The 12831-nt window shown below is 35.6% G+C and carries 14 protein-coding genes; all 14 read left to right on the top strand.

Annotated features, from left to right (window positions below; translation table 11 throughout):
* Nucleotides 1-17 precede the first annotated feature (17 nt).
* Nucleotides 18-1253 carry a T9SS type A sorting domain-containing protein gene (locus M0214_RS04345; RefSeq protein WP_248724246.1) on the top strand — a complete coding sequence of 412 codons (1236 nt, stop codon included), beginning with the start codon at nt 18-20 and terminating at the stop codon, nt 1251-1253.
* Nucleotides 1254-1495: 242 nt separating this feature from the next.
* A complete protein-coding gene (cyoE, locus tag M0214_RS04340; RefSeq protein WP_371873537.1) occupies nt 1496-2482 on the top strand; it encodes a heme o synthase in 987 nt (328 codons plus the stop codon).
* Between the two features lie 2 nt (nt 2483-2484).
* Nucleotides 2485-3066, top strand: coding sequence for a cytochrome c oxidase subunit 3 (locus tag M0214_RS04335; protein WP_248724245.1), 582 nt, complete (start codon nt 2485-2487; stop codon nt 3064-3066).
* Nucleotides 3067-3214: 148 nt separating this feature from the next.
* Nucleotides 3215-4198, top strand: a complete 984-nt coding sequence (locus M0214_RS04330) for a cytochrome c oxidase subunit 3 (protein ID WP_248724244.1) — start codon at nt 3215-3217, stop codon at nt 4196-4198.
* Nucleotides 4199-4222: 24 nt separating this feature from the next.
* A complete protein-coding gene (locus M0214_RS04325; RefSeq protein WP_248724243.1) occupies nt 4223-4603 on the top strand; it encodes a cytochrome C oxidase subunit IV family protein in 381 nt (126 codons plus the stop codon).
* A gap of 89 nt (nt 4604-4692) precedes the next feature.
* Complete coding sequence (locus M0214_RS04320) at nt 4693-5409, top strand: hypothetical protein (protein WP_248724242.1); 717 nt, start codon at nt 4693-4695, stop codon at nt 5407-5409.
* Nucleotide 5410: 1 nt separating this feature from the next.
* Complete coding sequence (locus M0214_RS04315; RefSeq protein ID WP_248724241.1) at nt 5411-6163, top strand: SCO family protein; 753 nt, start codon at nt 5411-5413, stop codon at nt 6161-6163.
* A 35-nt stretch (nt 6164-6198) separates the two neighbouring features.
* Entirely contained in the window at nt 6199-6720 is a 522-nt protein-coding gene (locus M0214_RS04310; protein ID WP_248724240.1) for a DUF420 domain-containing protein, read from the top strand.
* A gap of 34 nt (nt 6721-6754) precedes the next feature.
* Nucleotides 6755-6973, top strand: a complete 219-nt coding sequence (locus M0214_RS04305; protein ID WP_248724239.1) for a hypothetical protein — start codon at nt 6755-6757, stop codon at nt 6971-6973.
* An 88-nt stretch (nt 6974-7061) separates the two neighbouring features.
* The gene (locus M0214_RS04300; RefSeq protein ID WP_248724238.1) at nt 7062-7763 is read left to right on the top strand and encodes an ABC transporter ATP-binding protein; all 702 of its coding nucleotides are present in this window, start codon (nt 7062-7064) and stop codon (nt 7761-7763) included.
* The gene (locus M0214_RS04295) at nt 7756-8985 is read left to right on the top strand and encodes an ABC transporter permease (RefSeq protein ID WP_248724237.1); all 1230 of its coding nucleotides are present in this window, start codon (nt 7756-7758) and stop codon (nt 8983-8985) included. Before M0214_RS04300 ends, M0214_RS04295 begins: the two co-directional genes overlap by 8 nt.
* A 1-nt stretch (nt 8986) precedes the next feature.
* Nucleotides 8987-10231: an ABC transporter permease gene (locus tag M0214_RS04290; protein ID WP_248724236.1), complete on the top strand. Its 1245-nt coding sequence runs from the start codon at nt 8987-8989 to the stop codon at nt 10229-10231.
* 12 nt (nt 10232-10243) lie between these two features.
* Complete coding sequence (locus tag M0214_RS04285; protein ID WP_248724235.1) at nt 10244-11365, top strand: efflux RND transporter periplasmic adaptor subunit; 1122 nt, start codon at nt 10244-10246, stop codon at nt 11363-11365.
* A 22-nt stretch (nt 11366-11387) separates the two neighbouring features.
* Nucleotides 11388-12827 carry a TolC family protein gene (locus M0214_RS04280; RefSeq protein WP_248724234.1) on the top strand — a complete coding sequence of 480 codons (1440 nt, stop codon included), beginning with the start codon at nt 11388-11390 and terminating at the stop codon, nt 12825-12827.
* Nucleotides 12828-12831 lie beyond the last annotated feature (4 nt).

Raw genomic sequence — 12831 nt, 5'->3', positions numbered from 1 at the left:
TATACTCTTCATCAAATATGTTGCCATTGGACAATGCAGGTGGTGGCATTTATGATATTCAAGCCTTAGGTGTACAATTGCCACAGGCTATAGAAGATGCCTTTTTAGAAACCTCATTTAATTTTATACCTACTTTTAGTAGTTTAGATATTGGTGAAGGACAGGAAGTAATTAATACAACAGATTTAGCTAAGACCTATTCGCCTACTCGTCCACCTAGAGCTCCCAAGCATATACCCTTTGATAATTTCTACACCAATGAATTAACAAGTGAACAGCATATCCAATTTACATTAAACAACAGTAATTGGTTAATGTCTGAGCTTACCGATACACCTGTATCAGAGTCCTGTGCTTTTGCTTGTGGAGCTAGTATAAATATGTCAGGGAATAGTTTTTTGTGTAATGGTGTTACTAATAATTATAGTTTAACGGCTGGAGCAGAAAGCTATTTTTGGCAAATTTTATCTGGAGGTCATTTAGCGAGTCTCAATGGGAACAATACTCAAACGGTAAGTTTAACAACAAATAACTTAAATTCCACCGGAAAATTAATTTTACAAGGTACTTTATCCAGTAATCGATGTAGTTTTAGTGAAACCATAGAAAAGGAAATTTGGGTAGGGGCACCGCAATTAGCCAGTTTTATAGAGTTTTATAACCTTAACACAGGGGCTATGGGTTATCTTTGCTCTTATCATAACGATAATAGGTATAGGTTTAGTTTAAATGGTGCCAACGGTACCATAAATTATGAGTATAAAATTAAGTTATGGGGCAGTTCAACTTATACCTATATTTCTTCATTAAAAACTTCTAATAATAATCCCATAGAAGGTGTTATGCCCAATCTAATCCCCGGAACCTACCAATTTGAAATCAGGTTTAAAAATTCCTGTGGTTGGTCACCATGGTTTCATTATTTTGTATCATATCAAGATTGCAGTAATCCAGGTATGTTTAGGGCTTATCCTAATCCAACATCAAGTACATTAACCATCATGAATACGCAAACTTCAAAAGATTTTGCAAGTAGCCCTTTTGAGTTTTCTGCAATGAACAGAAGTGCTATGGTCACAAGTTCTCGAAGTGTAAACACTTACAGGCTTTTTGACTTTAGCGGTAACTTGGTGATATCTGGGCAAATGGATGATGAAACTCTTATTGATGTATCAAAGCTCAAGAAGGGCACATATATTCTTAAAATTAATGCCAATGGTGAAGAGGAAACCCATCAAATAGTAATTGAGTAAAAATAGATTTAAGGTAAAGATTATTTCTTTTTGTAAAGCCACTTTTTTAAAGTGGCTTTTTTAGTTTCAAGTTAAAGGAGAATGCCATGTAATACTATAGTTCTTATAAACTTTTTTCAATATAATTACCTAATCTTTAAAGTACCGCACTTGTTTCGGAATCTAGTTTTGCTCTAGGATTCCTGTCTTCGCAATAATAACAACCTGCAGTTGAAAAGAATTTCACCATTTTGTTTAAAACTATGGATTTTAAAATCATGATGGTTTATTTTTACAAACCCATTGCCAAAAAGCTATTATGGCGTATCTTTGCACTCGCAAAACATGATATCGCATTGGGTAGGTCAAAATCTTCAGTAGCAACACCTTCGGTAATTTCAGATTTTAAGGAAATTACAAAAATGCGTTTGTCATTGAGCGTCGTTTTCTCCTCGCTTGCTGGTTATTTGTTAGGTGTAGAAACCATAGATATTCAAACACTCATATTACTTGCTTTTGGTGGGTATTTTATGGTGGGTGCTTCCAACGGCTTCAATCAAATTATAGAGAAGGATTTAGATGCTTTAATGAAGCGTACTAAAAACAGGCCAATTCCGTCGGGTAGAATGTCTGTGAATTCGGCATTTGTAATCTCTTCCATTTTCACCATACTGGGCATTATAATTCTATACACCATAAACAAACAAACAGCAATGTTTGGTGCCATATCTATATTTTTATATACCTGTGCCTATACCCCACTAAAAACAATGACGCCCATTGCAGTATTTGTGGGTGCCATTCCAGGAGCAATACCGTTTATGTTGGGTTGGGTAGCTGCAACCGATGACTTTGGGATAGAACCCGGAACTTTATTTGCGCTGCAGTTCTTTTGGCAGTTTCCGCATTTCTGGGCCATAGGCTGGTTTTTATTTGAGGATTACGAAAAAGCAGGGTTTAAAATGCTTCCTACAGGTAAGCAAGATAAAGGTACAACGGTACAAACCATTATGTACACCATTTGGACGATTATTGTATCTATTATTCCTGTTTTTGGGTTTACGGGTAAGTTACAATTATCTGTTGTAGCGGCTATTACTGTTTTTGCGCTAGGTTTAGGAATGTTAAGTTATGCTGTCAAGCTATTCAAGGAAATGACCGCCAAAGCGGCCAGGCAATTAATGCTTGCCAGTGTGCTCTATATAACACTTGTTCAAATAGTATATGTAGTTGATAAATTTATAAGATAACCATGGATTTAACTCAAGGAACACCTCAAGAAAAGCAAGCTAGGGCAAAAAAAATGATGCTTTGGTTCGGTATCATTTCGTTAATTATGTCCTTTATGGGATGGACCAGTGCTTTTTTGGTAAGTAGCTCAAGGCCAGATTGGTTAAAGGATTTTCAATTGCCAAATGCCTTTATTACCAGCACGGTGCTTATCATTATTAGCAGTTTTGCCTTTATTGCAGCAAAGAAAACCTTAAAGCAAGGAAATAGGGCGGCAACAACCATATGGTTGTTGTTAACCTTAACTTTAGGTGTTTTCTTTATAGTGTTTCAATTTAAGGGCTTTCAGCAAATAATAGACTTAGGATACAATTTTACAGGACCTACCAGTAATGTAACCATGTCTTATATTTACCTCATTGCAGTGGTGCATATTATGCATGTAGCAGCCGGTATTATCAGTTTATTGGTGGTAATTTATAATCATTTTAAACAAAAGTATACAGCAGAGCAAATGCTAGGTTTCGAGTTGTCGGCCATTTTTTGGCACTTTGTAGACGTGCTCTGGGTTTACCTATTCTTGTTCTTGTATTTTGTACGTTAAGGATTCTTAAAATTTAACGAAATTAATTAGCGTATTTCTAATTTTTTTGAAACTGATTTTTATCATAGTTTAAAATTTAGAGGTTCTGTTTCGTTACATGAATAAAATGATTATTTTTGTGCAACTTTTTTAAATAACAACCTTATATATGAGTACTACAGTTGTAAATGCTGAAGCAGAAGGAAAAACTTGGGGAGGCGGTAACCAGCCGCTAAAGGCGAGTTACGGTAAAATGATGATGTGGTTTTTCATCGTTTCAGATGCATTAACATTTTCGGGCTTTTTAGCAGCCTATGGTTTTTCAAGGTTTAAATTCATCAAAGAATGGCCAATTGCCGATGAGGTGTTTACCCACTTTCCTTTCTTACATGGTGTAGATGCTCCTATGTACTATGTGGCATTTATGACGTTTGTTCTTATTATGTCGTCTGTAACTATGGTATTGGCGGTAGATGCTGGTCACCACATGAACAAAGCAAAAGTAACCATTTACATGTTCTTAACCATAATAGGAGGTTTAATATTCGTAGGCTCTCAGGCTTGGGAATGGAATACATTCATTAAAGGAGATTATGGCGCTGTACAAACCAAAGGTGGTAATATTTTACAGTTTGTAGATACTGAAGGTGAAAGGGTTGCTCTTAGGGATTTTGCAATAGCAGATGCTCACAAAGAAAGAGTGCAAAACACGCGTGACAAAGGCTTGTGGTTTACTTCTGAAGGCAGCTTGCCAACTTACACAGTAGACGAAGTGCTTCACGGTTTAGAGGCCAACGAAAATATATTGGTAAGAACACAAATTATTAACGAAGAAGGCGAGAAAACAGTTTTATCGAGAGCTGAATCTATTAAGCAAATAAAAGAAAACGGAAAAGTTATCGTTGAAGGTGCCAACCTTCATGCTAACGAATACGGGTCGCCTTTATTTGCAGATTTCTTTTTCTTCATAACTGGTTTCCATGGTTTTCACGTATTTTCTGGTGTGGTAATTAATATTATCATCTTCTTTAATGTGGTACTAGGAACTTACGAACGTCGTAAGAGCTACGAGATGGTTGAAAAAGTTGGATTGTACTGGCACTTTGTAGATTTAGTTTGGGTATTTGTATTTACATTCTTCTACCTAGTTTAATAAATATAGATTTTAAGATATATCATGGGACACGGACATAATTTAGCAATATTAAGAGGTCTAATAAAGTTTAAGAGCAATACCCAAAAAATTTGGGGAGTACTAATACTATTGTCTATTGTAACAGCTGTAGAAGTTGTTTTGGGTATAATTAAGCCAGAAAGCTTAATGGTTTCTTTTTTAGGAATGAAATTACTTAACTGGATATTCATTATCCTAACAATTGTTAAGGCGTATTACATTACTTGGGATTTCATGCACATGCGCGATGAAACTGCAGGTCTAAGACGTGCTGTAGTCTGGACAGGAATATTCTTGATTATTTATTTAATCTTTATTCTTTTACAAGAAGGAGGTTATGTATTTAGTGTTTACAAAGACGGCTTTATAAAAAGAGATTTTTAACACAGGGAAACCTGTTAAAATATAGTTTAAAAGGTGGTTTTTAAGAACCACCTTTTTTATTTTTGCATAGTTTTATAAAATCTAGTTTAATGGATTTAAAGAAAGTAGGTAGATATACAGTTTTAGTAGTATTGTTTTTTTTGCCCGTAACCTTTTTGTTACTACTCTATCCTGCCACTCACAACTATACACCACTGGATATTGTTAATGAAGATGTCATTGAATTAAAGGCGTTTACTTCAAATAGCGATACGCCCATTCAGCTTAAAGACCATATAACGGTTTTAGGGTTCTTTGGAAACAATCCCATGAATAAAACAACAGCGGCCTCTAATCTAAAAGAACTGGTTTACGACAAGTTTAAGGGATTTAAAAAGTTTCAAGTGGTGATTGTGTTGCCAACAGGCGCTGAGATTACGGCAAATAAACTGAGACAGGAAATAAGTCACTACGAGGATTTAAAGTTTTGGCATTTTGTTTATGGGGAACCAGAAACTATTAAAAGATTATACAGCACCTTAAAAGTTGTGCCAACATTAGATAACGATTTGGCGACAGATGATGTTTTTGTAATTGATAAGGAACTAAACCAAAGAGGTCGTATTGATGACAGGGAGGATGATGAAATAGCCAAAGACCGACCTGTTTATGGCTTAAGCGCCTACAACTGTATTGAGGTTGCTACAATAAAAAACAAGATGAGCGAAGATATGCGGATTCTATTTACAGAGTACAGGCAGAAAAGAAAAGGAGAATTTAATTCTACCATAAGGCGAGCGAACGATTTAAAACCGATAGAAGAATAGCATGAGCAAGCAAAATAATTATTCGTACATAGGGATAGCTTTTATCATTCTCGTTTTCGGTATCATATTCGTGCCCAGAATAATAGACCGTATTACCAAAGGCGATATTACCAGACAGGAGAGCCGAAGTGATTATGCCGAAGAAAAAAAGGCAGTAGATTCCAAACTATCAGATTTAGCCTTTATAGAGAGTTTTGGGGAAAAACGAAAAGTTCCAGATTTTAGTTTTACCAATCAGCATGGAAAAACCATAACCAATAAAGATTTTGAAGGTCGCGTTTATGTTGTTGAATTTTTCTTTACCACCTGCCCGACTATCTGCCCAAGAATGAACGTGAATCTCGTTAAGATTCAAAATGAATTCAAGGATTTCGAAAATTTTGGCGTGGCATCGTTCACTATAAATCCAGATTACGACACCCCAGAGGTGTTAAAAGCCTATGCCGATAATTATGGAATTACCAATCCTAATTGGCATTTAATGACGGGAGACAAAGAGGCAATATACAATTTGGCTAATAAAGGATTCTATATTTACGCTGGGGAGAATAAAGATGCTGAAGGTGGTTTTGAACATTCCGGTAATTTCGCTTTAATAGATAAAAACGGATTTATACGTTCTAGAATAGAAGATGGAAATCCTATTGTTTATTACAGAGGAATAACATCAGAAGATGAACAAGTTAATGACGAAGGCGAAAGAGAGCAAATAAGTATTTTAAAAGAAGACATTAAAAAACTATTAAACGAATAGCTTTGTTGTTAAGTGCAAAGCAAAGTCTTTAAACCATGAAAGAAACTTTAGACGATAAAAAGTACAACAAGCTAATAGTGGCATTGTCAATTATTATTCCATTGGCTGTAGCAGCACTTTTTGGAATTAGAATAGATGTAGAGCTCCCCATATTCTTGCCACCAGTATATGCTATGATAAACGCCGTAACTGCTTTAGTTCTAGTGTTGGCTTTTGTTGCAATAAAAAATAAAAATATAACACGTCATGAACGCTTAATGAAGTTTGCCATAGCGTTATCTGTTCTGTTTTTGTTAATGTACATTGTACACCACATGACAACAGATTCCACCGAATTTCTTGGAGAAGGTCCCATCAAATATGTGTATTACTTTATTTTAATAAGTCATATACTATTATCTATTGCGGTTATTCCTTTTGTGCTTATTACCTATGTAAGGGCCATTACCAATAATATTGAAAAGCATAAAAAAATAGCTAAAATAACATTCCCACTTTGGCTTTATGTGGCTATAACAGGTGTTGTAGTTTATATCATGATTTCGCCTTACTACTAAATATAGCTCTTATCGAAACGTAAGAACCTCTAAGATGAAATATAAAACGGCCTTTCTTCTTTTTTCTCTGCTCTCTTTTCTAAAGAGTAATGCACAATGTGCCATGTGTAGAGCGGTTCTTGAAAGTGAAGAAACCAAGAGTGCTGCAGAGGGTATAAACGACGGTATTGTTTACCTAATGGCTATTCCTTACTTACTAGTTGGAGGTATTATTTTTATTATCTACAAGAAATACGGCACGTTAAAAAAATAATAAAAACTTTTTAGCCTAGTTTTTGTAACATTTCTTTGCATTGGTAGTCTTACTACAAAGTGTTATTACCTAAATAATCAGCCAAGAGATGTTAGAAATCAAAGACTTACACAAATCCTATCCTATAGGAGATTCTCATTTACATGTTTTAAAAGGAATTAATCTTTCTGTTAAAGAAGGAGAAATGGTAGCCATAATGGGGTCTTCGGGTTCTGGAAAGTCTACCTTGTTGAATATTATAGGTATGCTGGATGTTGCCGAGGAAGGGGAATATATTCTTGATGGCTTGCCCATAAAAGATTTAACTGAAAAAAAGGCAGCCGTTTACAGAAATAAGTTTTTGGGTTTCATATTTCAGTCCTTTAACCTTATTAATTACAAAAATGCCTTAGAAAACGTTGCTTTGCCACTTTATTACCAAGGCATGAAACGTAAGGAGCGTCAAGAAAAAGCATTATTTCACTTAGATAAAGTTGGTCTGGCAGATTGGTCTCACCATTTGCCTAAAGAACTTTCGGGGGGTCAAAAACAGCGTGTTGCTATTGCAAGGGCATTAGCCGCTAATCCTAAGTTATTGTTAGCAGATGAGCCAACGGGAGCTTTAGATACCAAGACTTCGTACGAGATTATGGAGTTTATCCAGCAATTAAATGATGAAGGTAAAACCATTTTGATGGTAACCCATGAAGAGGATATCGCCAACATGTGCAAGCGTATTGTTAGGTTGCGCGATGGTGTTATTATGGAGGACGCTAAAATTACACAGGTAAGAGCAGAGCAGTATGTTTGATTTAGACCTTTGGAGGGAAATATTTCAAAGTATCAATAAAAATAGAACCAGGAGTTTACTTTCTGGTTTTACCATTGCTTTTGCCATCATGTTATTCACCATCTTGTTTGGTTTGGCAAATGGTTTAGAAAACACCTTCATGGAATTTTTTGGTACAGATGCCAGAAATTCTATCGTTGTTTTCCCAGGGAGGACTACCAAGGCTTATAAAGGATTTCAGTCAGGTAGAAGAATAAGGTTTAAAAACGAAGACTACGATTTTATTCTTGAGGAGTTTGGAGATGATGTTGAATACATAACCTCTAAGGTTAACAGGAATGTTGAAGCTTCTTTTAAAGGTGAGAAAGATTCCTATCAGGTAAGGTCTGTCCATCCTGAACATATGTACATAGAAAACAACATTGTTGAGAAGGGAAGGTACATTAATAATGCAGATTTATTAAATAGAACAAAAGTAGCCGTTATTGGAGAGGCGATAGACGAAGATTTGTTTGCCGGTGTTGAGTCTATTGGTAAGTATATCAGTCTAAATGGAATTCCGTACAAGGTTGTTGGTGTTTTTTCCGATGATGAGGGTGATAATGAAGAAAAGGTTATTTATACACCAATAACAACAGCTCAAAGAATTTATGGTAATAACGATTATATAGATTTTATTCACTTAACCTACAATCCTAAATTAGACTACAACCAAGCCATAGAATTTGGGAACGCTCTAACAACGAAGCTCAAAGATAAATTTGGTGTAGCTAGAGATGATCAACGAGCAATAAGAGTGCGGAATTTTGCAGAGGGCACAAAAAATGTTAGCCAAATGATGTTCGTGCTTAATTTTATTGTCCTGTTCATTGGTTTGGGTACGTTAATAGCGGGAATAATGGGGATAAGTAATATTATGGTTTTTATAGTAAAAGAACGTACAAAAGAGCTTGGAGTAAGAAAAGCTCTGGGGGCTTCTCCTAGATCTATAGTATCCATAATTCTCCTTGAGGCGATTTTAATTACTTCATTAGCGGGATATATAGGCTTGTTAATAGGAGCGACAATTTTAAGCTTGGTAGGACCGGGACTGAAAACGTATTTTATAACCAATCCATCGGTAGAGACTTCTGTAGTTGTTGGAGCAACAATACTTCTTATAATTTCTGGTGTGATTGCGGGTTACTTACCTGCACGAAAAGCTTCAAGAATTAAACCAATAGTAGCATTAAGAAACGAATAGTATGATTAAATTTTTGTTTGATAGAGATACTTGGCAGGAATTATACGATAGTATTCGTAAAAATAAATTGCGGACAATAGTTACCATTTTTGGGGTAGGCTTTGGCATATTTCTTCTCATTGCATTATTAGGTTCGGCCAGAGGTATGGAAAATAGTTTTAATAGACTATTTGGTGATTTTGCAACCAACACTGTATTTATATGGGGACAAAGAACAAGTAAGCCATTTAAGGGTTTTCAGGAAGGTAGAGGAGTAAGGTTAACTTTAGATGACGCTCATCGCGTAGAAGAACATATTCCGGGAGTAGAGTTTGTGGTTCCAAGAAGCCAAAGAAGTACCAAAGTAGATCGGGGAGTACTCTCTGGAACTTTTCAAGTTGGAGGAGACTACCCGCTTTTAGATGCCGTAGAAAAGAAAAAACTGATTCACGGACGTTTCATAAACGAAAACGACATGAAACACAAGAGAAAGGTGACTGTCATTTCCGAAGATATTTACAAACAATTGTTTGAAAAAGATGAAAAAGCTATAGGTGAGTATATAATTATTAACGGAATAAATTTTAAAGTGGTTGGGGTTTTCAAAGTTTCAAACATAAACATGGGGCCTCCTATTAATATGCATATACCATTTACCACCTTTCAACAAATATTTAATCAAGGAGGAAGAATTGGCTGGATGGTCATAACGGCTAAGCCTGAGTTTAATATTGTTCAGGTAGAAAAGGATAGCAAACTATTGCTTAAAAATATACATAAAATCCATCCTAGCGATAGAAGGGCCTTTGGGAGTGCCAATGCAGGGCAACAATTTGGAAAGGTCACTGGGTTTTTAACAGGAATGCAATTCCTAACTTGGTTTGTGGGCATCGCAACGCTTATCGCAGGTGTTTTTGCCATTGGGAATATATTATTAATAACCGTTAAGGAAAGAACCAAGGAAATTGGTTTGAGAAGAGCAATAGGAGCAACACCTCTTGAAATAAAGAGCCAGGTAATTTTAGAGGCTATAGTACTATGTTTAATTGCGTGTTTCATAGGGATTATTTTTGGCGGTATAACGTTAATGATACTAAATCAAGTAGCAGGACAAGGGCCCGATGCTACACTAGTAAACCCGTCGGTTTCAATCAATGTGGTGTTTGTAGCCCTAGTAATTTTAATCACTTTAGGTACTTTAATTGGATTGATACCGGCATTTAAAGCCACAAGTGTAAAGCCAATAGAAGCATTAAGAGAAGAATAAACAATCAAAAAAATGAATAAAACAGTAAAAATTATTTTAGTTCTTGTAGCGATACTCGCTTTAGCTTTCGTATTAAAATATTTCATGGATGCCAATTCTAAGGAAATTGAGGTTTTTGATGTAGAAGAACCCTTTTACACTTCAATAAATACCAAAGCAGTAGCTACAGGTAAATTGAATCCGGAAGAGGAAATTGAGTTAAAACCTCAAATCTCTGGTATTGTAGATGAAATTCTTGTAGAAGAGGGCGATATTGTTGAAAAAGGGGACTTAATCGCAAAAATTAGAGTAGTGCCTAATGAGCAAGCCTTAGTGAGTGCTAAAAGTAGAATAGCGTCGTCTAAACTGTCTTTTGATAATGCTAAAACCCTTTATGAAAGAAATGAAGCGCTCCATAAAAAAGGTGTGATATCCCAGCAGGATTTTGAGAACAGTGAGTTGTCGTACAAACAGGCTAAAGAGACTTTAGCCCAGGCTCAGAACGATTATCAAATTATTAAACGGGGCTCTATATCTGGAGGAAGTTCTGCCAATACGAACATTATAGCTCAAATATCTGGTACTATTCTTGAAATTCCTGTTAGAGAGGGAGATCAAGTTATTCAGAGTAATAACTTTAATGCAGGGACAACTATAGCTACTATTGCCGATATGAGTTTTATGATTTTTGAAGGTAAAGTAGATGAAGCTGAGGTAGGCAAAATAGAAGAGGGTAAGGATATAAAAGTTATTCTTGGAGCTATTGGAGAAAAAGAGTTTCCTGCTAAGTTAACTTTCGTTGCTCCTAAAGGAAAAGAGGAAAACGGCGCGGTTCAGTTTACCGTAAAAGCTGATGTTGAAGTAGATTCTGAAACAAATATTAGAGCGGGTTACAGTGCGAATGCCGAAATTGATATTGAGGCAAAAGATAGTGTTCTCGCTATAAGAGAAGCTCTACTTCAGTATAACAGAATAACAGAAAAACCTTTTGTTGAAATTTTAGTTGATGAAAACAAATACAAAAAGGAAAGCGTTGAGCTAGGATTGTCTGACGGTATCAATATAGAGATAACCAAAGGCGTAAAGGAAGGTGATAAAATTAAAGTTTGGAATAAGGCCTCTGAAGATGAAAATGAAAGTAACGACGATGACTAATTTTAATTTCAAGACAGTGTTTATGAAAAATGGGTTTTTGGTAGCAGCTCTGTTATGCACACTACAGTTTTCTTTCGGGCAACAAAAAAAATGGACACTACAGGAATGTGTTAATTATGCTCTAGAAAATAATATAAGTGTAAAGCAAAGTGAGTTGAATGTTAAGCAAAATGAAATAGACAAAAAAGATGCTAGAGGAAATTTTCTTCCTACACTCAATGCCTCAGGGAGTCATTCTTGGAATATTGGTTTAAACCAGAATATCACTACAGGTTTATTAGAAAATTTAACCACTCAGTTTACTTCTTTCGGTTTATCCTCGAATGTTACTCTTTACAATGGTTTACGAAATGTAAATCAGTTACACCGTTCTAATCTAGCCATTCTTGCCAGTCAATATAGGTTAGAGGACATGAAAGATGATATTTCGCTCATGGTAGCAAATTCTTTTTTACAGATTCTATTCAATAAAGAACAGCTAAAGATTCAACAAGCTCAGTACACAATTACCAAGCAAGATTTAATTCGTACCGACGAACTTGTTGAGGCTGGTGTTTTGCCTAAAGGGGATGCTCTTGAGATTAAAGCAACTTTAGCGACGCAAGAGCAGCAAATAGTAAATACGGAAAATGCACTAATGCTTTCTAAAATTAGCTTGGCGCAAATATTAAGAATAGACGACTACGAAAATTTCGACACTCAGGATGTTGTTTATGATATCCCTTTAACTTCGATACTTAACGAATCACCCAAGACTATTGTAGAAAAGGCCGAACAGTACCGTTACGATATTAAAATTGCTGATGCCAATGTTAAATTGGCAGAATATGACTTAAAACTTTCAAAAGGAAATCTGCAACCTTCCTTATCGGGGTTTTATGGGTATAATACCAGAGCATCTAACAGTGATCAAATTTTAGGAGTAGATAGGGTTCCTGATGGTACATTTACATCTATTGGTTTTGTTGAGGGAAGCGGCGAAACCGTGTTATCGCCAAATTTTAATACCGAGCGTATTATTGGTGGACCAGACGGACTTTTTGATCAATTTAGTGTGAATGATGGTCATAATTTTGGTTTAAGTTTAAGAGTGCCTATTTTTAACGGCTTTTCGGCTAAAAATAATGTGCAAAGAAGTACGGTAAACCTAGAACGTTCCAAAAATCAGTTCGAACAAGCCAAACTGGATCTTGAAACTGAAGTGTTTCAAGCAATGAATGATGCCAAAGGCGCCCTTAAAGCTTACGATGCTGCATTAAGAACAGAAGAGGCAAGAAGAGAAGCCTACTTTTATGCTAAAGAACGTTTTGGTACTGGATTATCCAATTCTTTCGATTTTAGTCAGTCTCAAGCAAGATTTGAACAATCTCAAAGTGAGGTAATTAGAACGAAATACGATTATATTTTTAAACTAAAAGTGTTGGAGTTTTATTTTGGAATTCCAATACAGGAATTAAACTAAATAA

The sequence above is a fragment of the Seonamhaeicola sp. ML3 genome (genome assembly GCF_023273855.1).
Taxonomy (GTDB): Bacteria; Bacteroidota; Bacteroidia; order Flavobacteriales; family Flavobacteriaceae; genus Seonamhaeicola.
Note: the sequence above shows the minus strand (reverse complement) of the source record. Positions and strands in the feature narration are given on the sequence as shown.